The sequence below is a fragment of the Pseudobacteriovorax antillogorgiicola genome (genome assembly GCF_900177345.1).
GTDB classification, from domain to species: Bacteria; Bdellovibrionota_B; Oligoflexia; order Oligoflexales; family Oligoflexaceae; genus Pseudobacteriovorax; species Pseudobacteriovorax antillogorgiicola.
Map to the genome: position 1 here is coordinate 135,430 of NZ_FWZT01000012.1, position 17,179 is coordinate 152,608.

Annotated in this window: 11 protein-coding genes; 5 read left to right on the plus strand and 6 right to left on the minus strand. The window is 40.6% G+C overall.

What is annotated here, in order from left to right; all coding sequences use genetic code 11:
- Positions 1-8 precede the first annotated feature (8 nt).
- Both B9N89_RS16560 and B9N89_RS16565 read left to right on the plus strand, forming a co-directional pair.
- Positions 9-689 (plus strand): TIGR00266 family protein, encoded by a 681-nt coding sequence (locus tag B9N89_RS16560; protein WP_132320531.1) that lies wholly within the window; start codon positions 9-11, stop codon positions 687-689.
- Positions 690-1,710: 1,021 nt separating this feature from the next.
- A complete protein-coding gene (locus B9N89_RS16565) occupies positions 1,711-2,466 on the plus strand; it encodes a substrate-binding periplasmic protein (RefSeq protein WP_132320533.1) in 756 nt (251 codons plus the stop codon).
- A 105-nt stretch (positions 2,467-2,571) separates the two neighbouring features.
- Here B9N89_RS16565 and B9N89_RS16570 read toward each other — a convergent pair whose 3' ends face one another.
- The 5 genes from B9N89_RS16570 to B9N89_RS16590 all read right to left on the minus strand — a co-directional run bounded on the left by B9N89_RS16570 (position 2,572) and on the right by B9N89_RS16590 (position 7,594).
- Positions 2,572-3,225 carry a hypothetical protein gene (locus B9N89_RS16570; protein ID WP_159455425.1) on the minus strand — a complete coding sequence of 218 codons (654 nt, stop codon included), beginning with the start codon at positions 3,223-3,225 and terminating at the stop codon, positions 2,572-2,574.
- A gap of 20 nt (positions 3,226-3,245) precedes the next feature.
- Positions 3,246-4,724 carry a hypothetical protein gene (locus B9N89_RS16575; protein WP_132320537.1) on the minus strand — a complete coding sequence of 493 codons (1,479 nt, stop codon included), beginning with the start codon at positions 4,722-4,724 and terminating at the stop codon, positions 3,246-3,248.
- A gap of 604 nt (positions 4,725-5,328) precedes the next feature.
- On the minus strand, positions 5,329-5,796 hold the full coding sequence (locus B9N89_RS16580) for a hypothetical protein (protein ID WP_132320539.1): 468 nt from the start codon (positions 5,794-5,796) through the stop codon (positions 5,329-5,331).
- Between the two features lie 412 nt (positions 5,797-6,208).
- Positions 6,209-6,931, minus strand: coding sequence for a hypothetical protein (locus tag B9N89_RS16585; protein ID WP_132320541.1), 723 nt, complete (start codon positions 6,929-6,931; stop codon positions 6,209-6,211).
- A 264-nt stretch (positions 6,932-7,195) separates the two neighbouring features.
- The gene (locus tag B9N89_RS16590) at positions 7,196-7,594 is read right to left on the minus strand and encodes a hypothetical protein (protein ID WP_132320543.1); all 399 of its coding nucleotides are present in this window, start codon (positions 7,592-7,594) and stop codon (positions 7,196-7,198) included.
- 1,983 nt (positions 7,595-9,577) lie between these two features.
- Between B9N89_RS16590 and B9N89_RS16595 the strand changes: the two genes are divergently transcribed.
- The gene (locus B9N89_RS16595) at positions 9,578-10,435 is read left to right on the plus strand and encodes a hypothetical protein (protein WP_132320545.1); all 858 of its coding nucleotides are present in this window, start codon (positions 9,578-9,580) and stop codon (positions 10,433-10,435) included.
- 26 nt (positions 10,436-10,461) lie between these two features.
- Entirely contained in the window at positions 10,462-14,400 is a 3,939-nt protein-coding gene (locus B9N89_RS16600; protein WP_132320547.1) for a zinc-dependent metalloprotease, read from the plus strand.
- Between the two features lie 149 nt (positions 14,401-14,549).
- On the opposite strand, the gene B9N89_RS16605 is transcribed toward B9N89_RS16600, so the two are convergent.
- Positions 14,550-15,482, minus strand: coding sequence for a LysR family transcriptional regulator (locus B9N89_RS16605; RefSeq protein WP_159455426.1), 933 nt, complete (start codon positions 15,480-15,482; stop codon positions 14,550-14,552).
- A gap of 98 nt (positions 15,483-15,580) precedes the next feature.
- On the opposite strand from B9N89_RS16605, the gene B9N89_RS16610 reads away from it, so the two are divergent.
- Positions 15,581-16,708: an alkene reductase gene (locus tag B9N89_RS16610; protein WP_200820734.1), complete on the plus strand. Its 1,128-nt coding sequence runs from the start codon at positions 15,581-15,583 to the stop codon at positions 16,706-16,708.
- Positions 16,709-17,179: the final 471 nt, after the last annotated feature.

Sequence of the window (17,179 nt, forward strand, 5' to 3'; positions counted from 1 at the left end):
GAGTTTTTATGTCAGGTCAATACCCTTTTCAAATCGAGTGCTCGCCAGAATATGCACTATTAACGGTTCAGATTCCTGCTGATCAGATGTTAAAAGTTGAAGCTTCAGCCATGGCATCAATGGATCGTCATATTCAGATGAAGACAAAGCTTAAAGGAGGACTGAAAAGATTCTTAACAAAAGAATCGATCTTCATCAATGAGTTCACAGCCCACGATGCTGCAGGTGAGATCAAGATCGCTCCTGGTCCTTCCGGAGACATGTCTCACTTCGAAGTAAATGCCCAGAAATCGCTGTTTTTGACAGGATCGAGCTTTGTCGCATGTACTCCTGATGTCCAGCTAGATACCAAGTTCCAAGGCTTAGTCAAAGGATTCTTCTCTGGTGAATCTCTATTCCTCATGCGTTGTAGTGGTGACGGAAGCCTGTGGTTCAATACCTTTGGAGGCCTCTTCTCAGTCGATGTCAAAGGCGAGTACGTGGTCGACACAGGACATATAGTGGCTTTTACTGAAGGCTTAGAATACTCCGTGTCTAAAGTGGGAGGATACAAGAGCCTATTCTTCTCGGGAGAGGGGTTTGTATGCCGCTTTCAAGGCGAGGGCAAAGTTTGGATTCAGAGCCGCAACCCTCTGAGCCTAATTTCCTGGGCTGATGGCTTCAGACCCATAGAACGCAGCAACAACTAAGATCCACTTTTAGCTAGGGGCTGGAATTTGTGCGAATTGCCAGACTCCTACTTCCACGACGTACATTGTCAATCAATTGCCAGATGTATTAATCGATTTCTTACAAAAGGTATTGTCGTCCAGCTAGCTTTTTTAGACCGACATACCTAACTAATACTATGATTAACAATATCCTCTATGGATTTAAACAGGCACAGTGCCTCCAAGGAAACTATTCAACCTATTACACTAATGGGCTCCAAGCTGGGCACTCTTTGAAAAAGCCGCTATTTATGGGGGAACAGTTCTAAGGATCTGCCACAGACTCTATCGGTTTCCTCAAAATTTAGAGATAAACTTAAGTTAATTGGCTGCAAAAATCGCAGATTCTGGACACCTTCAAAGAAATGATTTGAACATAAGAATGTTGCAAGGATTTCTTCATCAAAAATCGATAGGGTCGATTTCGAGTTCGCCAAGCACGATGTTCGGCCTGCTGTTGCCAATTCAGTTTACCAATTATCGATAGAAAATTAGACGAGGACCCAGATGGACTGCTAGCGCTTTTTGCGAGTACCTCGAATCTAACTGAGACTGCTGCGTATCTCCGCTGTATTTGCGAAAAATTTTTTTAAGGTTCTGTGGCAAGGAAGCACAATAAATTAGCTCATATGCAATACTATTCACTATCGCTTTCAATCAATATTACACCCTATTATCATATACCGTTGAGACTATGTTCCGTTTAAAAAGAATAATATCATGATGACTCGCTCTTTTTTAGGTGAAAATATTCTTATCGGGATATAACATCACTAATAGAAATCTTAATGAAGAAGGAGAGGCACTAAAAATATCTATCCAAGCAAACCGATCGTAAATTTATAAGAGGTCCCCACAGTTGCTCGGATTTCAAGATTCCTAGTTTGCCTACTCATCAGGCGCCGATTTCTTGGTTTAATTGAGAAAATATGGGTAAGGCCTCAGATATACTTAAAGAGACATAAGTAGCTCATACTGATAGAAAAATGGAGACATTGAGGTGTCAATCTCGCTCTTTCGACTATTAACTTTTGCAATTCTGATTTTAGGAAAGTCGAAGAGCAACCTCTTTGCCGAAGTAAAGTCGCTCACGATGGTAACTCTTGATTGGTCGCCCTACTATGGTAAAAATCTAAAGAACCAAGGAGTCATAACAGATATCGTAAAGCATGCTTTCCAAGGATCTTATGCCACCTCTCTTGATTTTATGCCATGGAGTCGAGCTATGGTAATGGTCGAGACAGGAGAGTATGACATTCTAATGGGAGCTTATTACACCAAGGAGCGTGCACAGCGATACTTCGTAAGTGACTGTATCTATAGTGTCAAGGTTCGACTTGCAACCCTTAGTGACTCAAAAATCCTGTCCTACAGTGATTTAAGAGATTTAAGCGGCTATAAAATTGGTGTATCACATGGCTTCGCAAATAGTGAAGTTTTTGATAACGCAGACTACTTAACAAAAGACACTGCGAAGAACCCACTATTAAATATCCGAAAACTATTGACCCGAAGGGTCGATATGATTGTAGTAGCTGAAGAAGTTCTAAACCATCAATTTACCAAGTCTAAAAAATCAGACCGAAAAAAACTGGTTTTCATCGATCCAATTCTTAGTATCAATACACTTCACATAATGGCCAGCAAGAAGAAAGATTCTAATCTACTTATCATCAAAGACTTTAACGAAGGTTTGAGGAAAATCAGAGAAAATGGTACATACGCGAGCATCCTTAAAAAACATGACTTCCCATAGCAGGGCTTCAGTGAGAGGAGATAATGCAATTGGGCAATCCTATTCACTATATCCCCCACGCTTATGTGTATTCAGATTAGCTGCTTCTTTCAACACGCACAAAGATTAGAATTTTCTTTTTGATATAAACCATGAATTAAGCCGCCTTCGATGATTGACTGATTTCCTTTCTCGAGCAGCTTTGCTATTCGCTGGTCTCTGGTTCCAATTGATGGAGTAACGCACAAGCATTCCAGCTGAGGTGTTATCTGTGTCCCAAAAATCCAAACAACTTATCTGCTTGCCATCAACCAAATTGAGTAAATAGAAGTCAACAATTATTACAGCATCGGGATCGGAGAAAAAATTTCCATTTTCAGCAGCCGAAGGGCTGTCTCCCTTGAGACAAAAAAAACCATTTCCATCTTTGCTAATATTGGGGTTTCGGCACAACTTGGCAATTCTGTTTGACAATGGCCTACCAACCGATATCTCATATGGCTTTAATACACCAATTCCGCTCATATTTAAGGGTATTTCCACCTCACTCAGACCTTTCAAAGTTGTTTTATGACAATCAGGTTTAACATGCATGCTTAGTTGTTCGATAAGTATTGGCGTTATCGCTTTTTCTAGAATCACAGCATCATCAGTAGCATTCATAGCCCTCAGGGTCATATGTCTACTTTTTGAAAAGCTAACAAAGGCAGTTAATCCTATTGACAATAGTCCAAGTGATATTAAGATTCCAAGGAGGGAGAATCCTTCTTCGCTTTTCAAATTAAATATCAATCTTCGCATCATCGTCTCTCCTCAAAGCTTTTTCTACCGCTAGATTTATATACGACTTGGATAGAATATTTTTTTTGGGGATCAAGCTTACCGATAAGATCTCTAGCTTCCCACCCCCCATCCACAGTATCAGGTATTTCAGCAAGTGCTTTTCCATTGACTTTCACTTCTATGATACTTTGGGGAAGATAATTGAGTTGGATACGCCTCGAACTCATAGAAACACTATTATCAGCCATATTTCTGAAAAAATCCTGATAGTTGAAGTCACAGATATCGTGCTTTGTACCACCGCTGGGTGATATCCAATTCTGATAGGATTCACCATATAAGTTCTCTCCTGTGCACCTTTCCTCCCAGGGCACGAGACCGTGGAATTTTATCCCAGATATGGATGGGCTATTTGAATAGACTATCGAGCGAATGCTTGAGTAACCTGTATATGCCCAATCAACTTTCCTACCAGGTTCGTGGGTATCAGATATGAAAATCACATTCACGACAGCATGCTTCCGAAATAGCGGCCCGTCCTGAAGCCTCATAAGTTGACTAAATGCCTTCATACCTGCTTCAATGCCAATTGGTGAAAAATTTGCTTGTAAAGCACGTGTCATACAAAACGAATCTTGAATTTTTTCCATTGGATGGAACCAACTAGAACAAAGCTCTTCTCTGTAGCTTCCACGAGCTTGAGGGAATACCTCAATATACCTTTCTACACTTGTTTGGGAAACAAGCCTTAAGAATCCTGGATCAAACCTCAGCTTGTACCTATTGATTCCATTAATTCTAGGATCTGGTTCTCGCGATCTTGGTGTTTTAGTAGCAGCCAAAGTGTGCAGGACTGCCATTCTCGAATCCAAAGGGAAGGGGTTCTCCTGCAATACTTTCTCAAGAGAATAGCTGACTCGTTCTAAGATTCTCTTCATGGAGGAAGAAGTGTCGAAAACTATAAGATAGTCAACAGGACGATTTAGGTCGACTGGTTGGATATTGAAGACTTCTTCTAGCCGTTGGCCAGATGCTCCATCACTGAACGGCATAGAGATAACTGCATTGGTCTTAACAGACAGCCCTTTAATTCTAGGAGAGAAAGCTTCAATGGTTAAACGACCATTACCAGAGTTAGGACTCCCAATAGCTTTGATAGTTACATAGTCGTCAAACCTTGGTCGTCCGACTTGCTCCTCGATATCTGCCAGGAACTGCTCAGTTGAAATTTCAAGCTGAGGAATCTTAACGAGCATACCCTCGTGAGGTATATTAGCTTCCCCGGGCTTAATCCTTTTCTTATCAAGCCATGCTTGAAGCCGGGTTATAGCTGAAAGATTTGCTCTTTCAAGGCGTTGATAAAGGATATCTCTCGCTTGAACGGTTTGCTTATTCTGCAATGCAGAATGGCTCATTTGAATGCTTACAGTTGTAACAACGCTACCAAAAATTGCCAGAATGATACTGATACGTCCCTCCTCAGAGAAAATCCTCATGACTAACTCCTTAAGTGACTGATTATACTTGATTTTCCATGGTGTTGATTGGAGTGTCCACATTTTCCTGAAAGGAAAGTTATCCCGCCTAATATGATGCCAACCAAAACAAAAACAGAATTGGTTCGCAATTCGCTTATACGATTTTTCAATGTTTGCTCCTCGAATAGCCTATGTAAGAACTTTATCGGAATTTACAGGTATGCGTTCGAGGCATGTTGTCGATGTCTAATGTTCGCCTGAGCTAACAAATTAATATCACAATTCTTAAATGGATCTCCAAAAGCAGCGATCGCTAGTAAATTGCCGCTTTAATTTTTGACATCACGAATAATTGACCTTAGGAATCACACTTTTTTTTCTTGGAGCGAAATGAAATGTACTAATGGAATAGGTAGAGTTGGGCAGGCCGCAAAATTAAGCCCTGGTCTAATCACTTCGCTTGAAAGCTTTGGATTACCATGTAAGCTAGATAGTCGTTCATATATTACAGTTATTGAAATAGGCTTTTATCGTATCAGATCATGCAAATCAAAAAGCCTCAGCTAAGCTGAGGCATACTTTAAGAGCTACAAATCTACTTTGAAAACACCTACGATTGTTCCTATTGAGGTTGGTGTGTTTTAGGACAATATGTTGCAATTATGTTCTTCAAAGTAGTCGATGCGGGCCCAACTCTCCTAACAAAGTCCTCTCCGCAGCCACCAGTAGAAAAGATATTCACATCGTTACTGATTTCATCAGCCGCTGTTTGGTGCAAAATAACACTTGTTGAAGGGGCATCGCATAATAAATTCTCTTTTCGCACTTCACGTTCATTTGCAGCGTCTCTAAATAGGCTTATAAGAGATCCCTTAAGCCGAATTCTCTTTGTTTCAACCAACTTGTAACCGCTAGCAAAGGTATTTGTGATTACTACTCTATTCTGATACAGCTCACATTTCGTTTGTTGCATATGCTCGATCGGTACGTATCCAGTGCTGTTTAACTTGGTAATCATCGGGGACGCATTGCTGGCAGAAGCATTAAAAGACGATATTAAAAGCGTAGCTGTCGCAAGAACCTTAATCATTCAAGAACTCCATGGAAATATTTGGGATTTACTTCCCATATTACTTCTAATAATTGGTATCCATATCAAACCTACTAATGTAGAATCTACATTCTTCACTCTCCTTGATTCGAAAAGATGCTAGACTAAACCCACTGCAATGATGTGTGTACACACCTTACTGACTATTGAAAACTCGCAAATACGTGTTTTCAACTTGAAAAAGTAATATCTTACTAATCTGATTTAGATCTATGACTATTTTTTCATGATACTTATTCTGAATTGGAACAAATATAGGGGAAGATGGTCTTTTCAGACAGAGATCAAGGGAATCACTCTGAATCATCTAAGCAAATCGAAACATTGTGGCTCTCCCCCTGCATTCGAGTAACTCTACAAGAGTTCTTGCAAAAGATAGAGGACTTCGATGCTAGGTGTCTTCATCATCAAGAAAGTCAGCAATTAGGCCGACTGAAATCATAATTTCATCATCCGGCGACGTATCTTTACCTCCTTCCTGTTCCAAAACCTCGATAAAATCCTTTGCTGCCCCGCGAACTATATCCATACTATCTCCAGGTATTGAGCCAGAAAAGTAGTCAAAGAATGCACCCTCACCAAGGTGACTGGTATCAAAGTTTTTCGCAACAGCTTGAATTTTATGCAACGAGCTTTTCGGACTGGGATCGACTTCAAATTCATTACTAATAAAGTAGTTGCCGTTTTCAAGTCTAAGAAAGCCATTTTCTAGCAGGTATGACAAACGAGGAGCACCTATAAGTTTACCATACCGAATGCAGATCGACTCGAAACTAACTCCCTGTGACCGCCTGGCTTCAAGTAAGATTCGATGATCGACATTTTCCCAGTCGATAGAGTGAGATTGTTGGAAAGTACGGTTTTCATCCCAAACTGAGATTAATGAGCTATTCCCATATTCCGCAATAAGATCTGCAACATCTTTGCTCGACATAAAGACGCTAAGAATGGGGATCACTGTATTCTCTATCGAAGGCTGCGCAACATCGTGTTGCATCAATCGGCGAATGGTTGCATAGCTCACGCCGCTTCGTCTGGCGAGACTACTTAAACTGCGACTAGAATGTCCATTTAGATATTTCTCTATAGCTCTTACAACAGCGTCGACAAGCATTTTCAGACCCTTTCTTTATATGTAAACCATCGACGAACTATACACTCCCACTTTGGCGAGGAGGGACTTGCTAAACACTCTACACCTAATCTTCAAATCCAAGGCTAGTGAGAATAACTCATACCAAGACCTCCACTCGCGCAAAAACAGTTGATATGAAAGGTTATCCAGCACCACACCCTTTTTTACCTGAAAACACCTTTCAAATACTCAAAATAAAGGATCACCAACATCACAAATCCTAGTGCTGACTAAAAGACTTCCCTAACCACTTCGCAAAGACCTTTTCCATTTCAAAGTCTCCTCATCTTTCCTTAAGAAGGCAATAACTGAATCAATCACATTGACTTGACCTACAACAATTGACTTTGAAAAGCTTATATAAGTGCCCCTAATAAACAACTCTATTGGCTCATCACTGTCTGAATTTTCCTTATTAATTAGTGCCCAGCAACTCTGCTGGTCTTGAGCATATATCACGATAAAGTGATCTGGCCCACCCATAATGTGCATACGGTATTTGTCATCTCGTTCGAGACTGACTCTTGTATGCCCCTTACCATCAATCTTAAGAATATAGTTGATCACCATTTCTTCGTTACAATTTAGATATTCGGTATCACTAACCAAATTTTTCTTCCGATTATCGATACTAAGCTTCATAAGTTGTACCCCTAATTATCTTACTTAACTCATATCTGGACCGTGCTAGCCGATTTACAAACAATACCTCTTAAAAACATGGACACACTATCACACCTCTCCACCTTCCTGTTGATTTGATTTCTGTAGAGAAAGGATAATCCTCCATTCGTCTTAGCTATTAAGGTCCTCTTAGGGCTTCAATGAACGAACACTAGATTAGCCCTCTAAAAAACCTATCAGTCTTTGAAAGACATCTTCTCAACTCCGCAATGCCGCATATTATTGATCTCTAAATCACATATATTTGCACCTATCTACTCGGGATAGTCAGACATCTAGAAAATATATAGGTAAGAAATCTCTTACCTATATACGCTGACGCTACTACAAAAACTACCCCTATCACCTCTAGTTAATGACTTCAAAATACAACCTTTACTATCAATCACATCCCTATGCATTGTTTTGCAGTCATTGACACCTTTTACCCTTACAAGGATTCCCTATGGTAGTATCTGTGTCATTAGACGAAACCTCAATGTAGAACGAAGCAAAAAACAATTGCCTCTCACACATTACCTGTTGGTTGAGTTGCTATTATTAACGAGTTCGTCATAGTTCGACAAAACTAAAGCTATACCAGATTATCGTTTTTGAACTAGAAAGTTAAATACCATAGAATTTTTTGAGGCGAAGGCAGTACACTCGTATTTCTAGCAGTATTTAATTCTATAGCAAGATGGGAGCGTTCTATTGGAGGCCAGCGAGATCAGCATTGTCTACATGGACCTTTAGTTGTTGGTACAATTTCTCTCGTTATATGTAATGGACGCTTCAAATCAGAGCTCAAGCATTCTTGCTATACAAAACATGGTTTGAAAATTTTGCAGTTCCATCATCACCATATTAAACACTCATGCCTTCAATAGGAACGTTCTTCTCGTGAATCAGGCCTCTTGACCCATTTGTTCGCTCGTTCTTCCTCTAGAAAGACTTCTTAGTATTTGTACAGAAAAGCAAACGACTCATCATAGTTGGTGCCCAATAGCGAAGTCTGCCGCAGACTAGAACTGTCCAATCAATTTGCCCCTCGCTGAGAAGCTTATTATCAGCGTCGCACTACAATCTACCTGGAACAAGGCTTGAATAGTGAAAGCTGTACGAAAATAGAAGAACTCTTAACGTTTTGATCACAGCCAGAAGCTTCTTCATAACTATTGCTATCTCTGCAGTTAAAGGATTTGGATGACAAAAATGCATTAGCAATACTGTTTATATTCGTCAACTAAAATATAAGAAAATAGTTTTCAACTATCGAATAGTATTTGATAAAAGCACTAACACACATTTTGACGTATAAACACGAATGCTCCCACTAGCAATAAGAGCCAACCTCCTGAAAAGTTTAACTTTGATGCAGATAAGTCGGAAGGAATATTTGTGCGAGGAACTGTGATCAATTGAAAGGTGGTAGCCTAGCCCCAACTGAGGTTACTATTGCTTAACCAATTCCCACTGGTAGCCTTCCTTGATTTTTGACGCCTTACCTTACTTCTTAGTGACTTTACACGGTCTAATGACCCTTTCTTCCATGATTGCTTCTATAATTCTCTGGACAATAGGATACCCTTGTTTGACAAAGTCCAAGACTGGACCGATGAGTAGGCATGAATGGAATCAACCTTGCTGTTAAAAGGAGCTTAAATACTTTTTCTCAGTCATATCTATTCCAGTCACGATATTTTCCTCATAGCTATACCTAAGCTCTTGAAGCCTAGTGAACCCTTTATCTTCCTGTGTCCCAATAAAATAAAGGATACTGCATAAACCACTAGGATTAGCATTTGCTCATTATGAGCACACTCGATTAGTTGCGGTATTAAAGTAATTTTAGGAATCGAGAGATTCCAATTCAATAATTCACAAAATGTGTGTTACTTTCGCGCCACCAGAACAAGCTGACTGACCAGCCAGTTATCTTGGTCCAACGAAAGGATACTTATGAGAATTAGATATTACCTGTTGTTATCACTAGTATCACTAAGCAGCAAAGAGTCCGCCGCAGCCGAAGGTCGTTTCGGGGAGACGTCCTCAGTGAATGATAAGACAAGGCCATGGTCAATCGCTATCACTTCCTCATACAGCGAGACTCCTATCAGTGAAAGCGATTCCGCTCACGTGCGAGGCTATGCTCTTCGACTACTAGGGACTTACAAGCTCACTCTACCTAAACTTTCATGGCTTTCAGATCAGCCAACCATTAGTGCATCGCTAACGTATGCAGACGAAATAGGGTACGAAGATAACGAGTCGAACCTACAGAACTCAACCGTAACCCTTTCAGCCATTGAATACCTCATTAATAGTCAGATCAGATTCTCAGCGCCTATCAATTTAACTTTAGGTACTAATTCTAGTTCCCGTAACTATGATAGCTTGCTAGGTGCAATGGCAATAAGTCCAGGAGTTACATACGAGTCTCCACTTAATAGGCTAAATCTCGCTTTTCAGACTATTCTAGGACGCTACCTTCATAAATATGATAGCAATGAGGGTGGGCTCTACAACCCAAAATCTGTCTATAGAATCAAAATTAGCGGCATTTATACGCTCGGCAAATTTTCATTCGGCTTGTCTGGTAGTAATACCACACGTTACTTAAACGACAACTCAAAGGAAGATGATTTCTACACAGGATCCGCTTCTTTATCATACTCAATGAGCCTCCCTATTAGCTATTCACTGGCTATCAGCAAGAACAAAGATCGCACGTTTGACTATAATGGCACCACCCCGAACATAAATTTTAAGTACGCTGAACATAGCTTAGTAACCGTGTCTATCACGTACAAGCTGTAGATTATTTAAGTTGCAAAGGAGTTTTTATGACTAGATTTCTATCTTCTAAACCAGTAGCCTTAGCATTGATGCTTGTCGTCACTGCCTTGCCAGCTTGCCAGAAAAAGAGATCTCCAGAGTTCGTTCAGGGTGATGGCGATGGACTTTATTCAATTGAAAGCCTGGTAAATCAAACTTTTGAAATAGAGACTGGTACTAAGATCAAAGATGGTCTTGCAAACGTTACAACAGCTACCAACCTCATTGTTAATGGTGAAAAACAAGTTCTTAACCATGTTGATATCGTCGAATTCTTTCTCAATGACCCCAGGTTCAATGTCAATTCCTCAAACGTACTATATGACTTTTTTGGCAAGGCCAACACCAAGTATGAAGCAAGATATTCACTTACAGAAAACCACCTTATTGTGAATAAAGTTGCTGCCGAAGATGAGATTCCTTCCAGTGAGAAAACATACGCCCAGGTACTTGCCGATGGACGCTATGCAGTACCCATGTTTGGGTTTCCAATCTCGAAGTATCGCATAGAGAACGTTCAGGACTCCCGTGGTAAGAGCACGAATCAAAAAACTAAGATCGCGGAGGATTTTCTATCTCAATCGACCCACGTAACTGTAGATGTAGGAAGAGTAGAGATCTTTGAATCCCTTGACAAGCGAGACCTGTTCCCTGCTGACTTCTTTAAAGAGGGTGAAGCTTGGTTCTATGAAAAGACTCTCGTTGATCGCCCATCAGGAGTTCTTCGAGATGTTGATGGAGACGGTAGAACATACGAAAGTGAGCTTGGGCATCAATACTCTTCAGGGAAAATTGGATTTAAGCTCACTCAAAGCTCAATCATTGCCTTCGACCTAAATATTGCAGAAGAAATCCCAGAAGAGCGGAGTAAAAAAATTCTATTCGAACTTCCAGTAGAATGGCTGGATTTCCGTTTAAAACAAAGCAAACTGGCAGAAGTTGAGCTAAAAGATGGCGTGATTGGCTCTCGACCATGGCAAGAGCGATCTTTCGCGAGACTTTCCCTAAAACGTGCTGATCGCCTAGATGCTGCAAACGAAGATAGCCAAAAAATTGAGCTTCTGGAGATTGATGATGACTATTTTGGTTTCAAAATTTTCAATTCGGAAACACAGAATACCATCATGTTTTCTTTTGCAAAACAAACAGACCCTAAAAAACCCAGAGTATACCCACTGACAGACTTTCAAAACTTTGGCTATTTTGAAACTACCAAAGCTACTATCAAAGGTGACGTCAACAACAATCGGATTGACGAGCAAAATGCTGGTCGTTTCCTCAACAGAATCTATCCTAAGAAGGGTGAGAATACTGTTAAGATCTACCTTACGAAAGACTCAGCAAAGCACCCCGATGGTGATTATGCTAAGGCTGTAGAAGCTGCGGTTGCATCTTGGAACAAGGCTTTCTCAGCTGCCAATGCTGGATTCACCTTGGAATTTGCTGGATCAGAAGACAAGGATCGCGTTGAAAATGGTGATGTTCGCTATCACAAAGTAGCTATCTATGCCGAAGACAGAATTTCAAAGTTGCTTGGTTTCGGACCTTCCTTGCAAGACTCTACGACAGGAGAAACTTTCTCTTCAACAAACCATATCTACCTACGCAACTATAAAAATGAATTAAAAAGATCAATTCAGCAGTTCATTTACTGGCAACTGGGTGCCTATGATGGACTTGCAATCGATTCTATAGAATCTCTAATCGGAACTCAAGCTCTAGCATCCGAAGCTAGATCTAACTTTGACCGAGGTCTAGCCTTTACGAGCATGAGTAGTCAATTTTCAAGACTTATAGATGAAGACTCAACAGTAAATGTTGATTATGACACAGACACCCCACTCACCTTAGGGATGTCGAAACCAAACCTTGATGGCAGAATGTGTGAATTCCTAGAAAACAGCCTTCCTATAACTGTGAAGAAAATCAAGGAGAAATGCTATCAACTTAAAGATGGTAAACCAACACTTTTTGCAACGTACCTGGAACTAATTAAATCTGAAAGAGATGCTGGCAACCCCAAGTATTCACTCACGCTCACTAGTAATGGACAAGAAATAGATGAAAAATCAGCACTAGAGGACTGCGCCTCCAGACTGATTGGCGACAAGCTACGAGCGACTATGGTTCATGAATTTGGTCACAACTACGGCTTGCGCCATAACTTTGCCGGTTCATCCGATGCTAAGAACTTTAGTAAGGACGAAGACACCCAAGAAAATCAGACGTCTACTTCAGTTATGGACTACGCTCATTCAGACGCTGATCGAATTGTTAATCTCGGCTCCTACGACTTTGCCGCTGTAAAGTATGCATATGGCAACAAAGTAGACTTAATCAACAGTACTGGTGAACTTCTTGAAGTGTCTATACTAGATGGTGAGTCACTTAAAGAAGTTGAGGAGAGACATCCTGGATACTTTGTTAAGCCATATAAGTTTTGTACTGACGATCATCTCGTCACCGGCGATGTCTATCGCTTCCAAATTAGCGATTACGATCCAATGTGTCGAAAATGGGATGAAGGCGGCACACCAAAACAGGTTGTTGAAGATGTCGCAAGACGTTTCCAAGCAAGAGTCCTAACGAACAGCCGCCTCCTCGATCGCGTAGAATCGCAGAGTCCATCTAGCTTCGAAAACTATGCAACTCGCTCCTATTTCTCGCATATGAAGCAGATCTATGATTACTTCCGATGGCTACTAGTGGAAAAAGACCCGACAGCTGTTTTTTCGGATCTCTGGGACCTTGAGGACATGTCTGTTTCTACCTATGAAAGGATGGTAGCCAAGAAGGTAGTCTTAGATAAGAATCTAGAAGAATATTATGAGGGTGCCGAACTCGTAAAAGAAATACTGTTGGATATCGTTAGGACAAACAACAAGTACTGCTTACTATCAGACGAAAATGACCCTCAATCAGTCCCGCTTGCATTAGGATTTGGAGCGATTAGAAACCAGCTTGCTAGAACGGGCAATTTGGTCAACAACTGTGCTCAAGTTTCAATTCCAGAAGAATGGTATACCGATTTTCAAAAGTCGATCCGGTCAGACTTTGATGAAGGCCAACCTGTTAGTTTAGTCACGACTCAGTTTGGCCTCGTGCACGAAGATCTTATCTCCCCGGATCCACAGGATGATCGAGGATTAGTTAAAAGTGAAATTGGCTTTGGAGCAACCAAGAAGGCTGCACTTGCCACCATTTTCGCTGACCAGTATAAACTGGTAAAAGGCAGCAAAACTTATAATGTCCAGGCTACTATCGATATATGGGATGCCAAATTCGCCCCTAGGATTGCTCAGGACCCTAGAATAAAGAGTGAGCTTCTTACATTCGTACTCGACCGATCCATGTACGGAATTAGAATGACTGGAGATGGTAGCAACGAAAAACATTTACTCTTTGGAACAGTGGATAGAGACTACTACCCGGTTTTCAAAGACGACTCTGAATATCTTAAAAAAATGATATCCGGTCTGAAAGGAGTTCTTTCCGACAATGAAAAGAAGCCCTTTAAGGAGGATGATGTTAGACGATCAGATGATTCCGAAACATACAAGTCCAGCCAGGGATACGACCCTGCCGCATACAGTGTACTTGTTAAGGGCTTCGCTCATACATTCTACAACAAGAGAATCAACCCCCATAGCTTCGTCATAGCCCAAAAATTAAATCTCCTCTACGCTGCTAGGGAGGCTCACTTAGAGAACCTAGATTTAAGCGACAGTGATAAAGTGCGAAAAGACAGGCAAGCAGTTGTCCAGAAGATTATTGACAATCGACTTTATCCAGAAATGAGCCGAGCCAATCTTCGAACACGATCAGCAGATTTTTATGTTCAAGAATATAATAAACTTGCTCAACTAGGCCAGTACTTCGATAACCAGTCCTCGGAGGTCCAAGCCCAGATAGAGCTTCTCGAAGCGCTCATTAACCTTCCCAAATAGATCTAGTCATTACATAGAACACAGATACTTAGCTTTCGGCTAAGTATCTGTTAGGTGTCTTTGGTTGAAGCTGTGATATCATATAAATAGAAACGAAAGATGACATGATCTGAAATATGTTTATCGCACCAACATATCATATCAGCTACTTATTTGTTAAGACGTTCGAAGTATTCATAGTTTCTGATGGGTTTTTGTGCATCCTTAAGATAGTTAAGAAAGATCCGCGTCCTTTTTGGTAGGAAAGAGCTATCTCGAAAAACAGCATAAACAGCTGAATCGTTAATAATTTCCTCGTGTATATCTATCAGGGTTAGCTTTTTTTCCTTTATATATCTCTCTATGTCCCATATAGATCGGATAGCAATACCAAAGTTTTGTAAGCACATTTCATTGATTGTTTGACCCGAATTTGTAGTTATTCTCGGCTTTGGAAAAAATTGCTTTAAAGTCTTATCTTTAGAACTCAATACGGCCTGACCATGAGATTCTAAAAAAAAGACTGGGTAATCCAGTAGGTCGGAAGATGTCTCTATTGGAGGTCTATTTTCCAAGAATGATGGAGTCGAACAAACCACAAGCTTATTATCTTCGATTTTGAATGCCTTCATACTTGAGTCGGAAGGTTTATAGATCCTTATCGCCAGATCAAGCCCCTCTTCAACCAAATTGAGAAAGCTATTTGTCAGAACAAGATCGAATTCTATTTTTGGATAAATAGAATTAAATTCCTTTATAACAGGAATCAACCGTGCGTTCGCATAGGTTTCCGAAGATGAAATTTTTATGGTGCCACTGATATCTTCAACATTGGTATCTCTATCATCAAATAAAACATCAATCTCTCTTAGGCCATCAAGCAATGGCTCAGTCTTCAATAGTAAGTGTTGACCTTCTTCTGTAAGTGAGATCTGCCTCGTAGTTCTATGAAAAAGACTAACACCCAATAGATTCTCGAGTTGGCTAATTTTCTTTGATACGACTGACGAGGTTACACCTAAGGACTGAGCTGCCTTGGAGAAACTTCGAAAATGGTGAGCTTTATTGAATACTTCAAATAGAAAGAGATCTTGTACCTTCATAAATTCCATTCTGGAAAATGTTTTATTCCAAATCAATTATTTATTTCAACCCGTTTTTATACGACTATGGCAATGGAAGTCAAAACAGGAGTGAAAATTTGAGCAGTTTGATATTTAGCGAAATAGAACTGGGAAGGCTAGTACTAAGGAACCGATTCGTCATGGCCCCGATGACACGATGTAGATCCTCCCAACCTGGAGATATTCCGAATGAGTTGATGGCCAAATACTACTCTCAAAGAGCAGACCATACTGGATTGATCATAAGCGAGGCCAGTCAAATATCTGCCCAGGGCAAAGGCTATTCTAGAACACCCGGAATCTTCACGAAAGAGCAAACCGAAGGTTGGAAGAAGACAACTGAACTTGTTCATAAGAAAGGAAGTAAGATCTTTCTGCAGCTTTGGCATGTTGGACGCATGTCTCACGAAAGCTTTCATGAAGATAGGCAGACTGTAGGACCCTCCTCAATCAAACCTAATGCGCGAGTATGGGTTATTGGGGAAGATGGTGTTGGAAAAATGATCGAATGCCCAATACCTTTAGAGCTCACTAAAAGGCAGATTCGAGATATTATAAGCAACTTTAGATTGGCCGCAAGGAACGCTATAGAAGCAGGATTCGATGGAGTAGAAATTCACGGAGCCAATGGCTATCTAATCGACCAGTTCCTTCGTCGCTCGTCAAACCTGAGACGTGATGACTATGGAGGATCTATTGAAAACAGAACTCGTTTCGCCTATGAAGTAGCAGAAGCTGTTTCTGATGAGGTAGGAAATCATCGCACCGGTATCCGATTATCACCCTTCATAAAGCAGCGTGGAATGGATGATGAAGAGGCCATTGATACGATACTTAGTCTATCAAAACGTTTGGATCAATTAGGCTTGATATATATTCATTTGGCTGAGGCAGACTGGGATGATGCCCCTGATATTGATATTAGCTTTCGTCAAAAAATCCGCCAAGTCTATAGAGGAAGGATCATTGTAGCTGGGAATTATTCAACTGAAAGAGGAGAAAGACTCATAAATAGCGGCCTCGTAGATCTGATCGCCTTTGGTCGGCCGTACATCGCGAACCCAGACTTTCCGATAAGAATAAAGAATGGCTGGGGATTGGCTGACTACGACCCGAACACATTGTTCGGAGGTGCAGGTGAGGGGTACACGAGTTATCAGGGCTATACTCAAAAGTCGGATCAAGTTAATCCAACTCACTTCTAAATAAGATAATCAATTGGATGGATCGCTTACAAATGGAGCCTCTATTTTATGACAGATGAATAGTCGAAAGATCTAAGCAGAGGGTTCATGGAGCTCCCAAGACATCTCTGATCTTCAAATGTACACTCTGAGCACATGAAGCTGTATGTCATAGAATTCAAATATTCCCAATTAGGCTAAGCTCCCTTTTTAAACCTCTCCAGATCTGATACCTTTCAATAACAGCTGAGTATCTAAGCAAGAGTACTGGGCGTAGTAAAAAGAAGCTGCAAAAATACCCAAGGCCTGACTTCCGGCAAGACGTCTTCTGGTGGTCTGTCTGCTCATTTAAAGGCAGACTGTATCATTGATTGGGTAGTCCAAAATCCTAGCATTTTTCATTACAATTTCCTTTTTGCGAATTTAATAGAACCCTGAAGCTATAGTCTTTAAAGGGTTCTTTATATATTCATATAAGATTATAATGTAAAA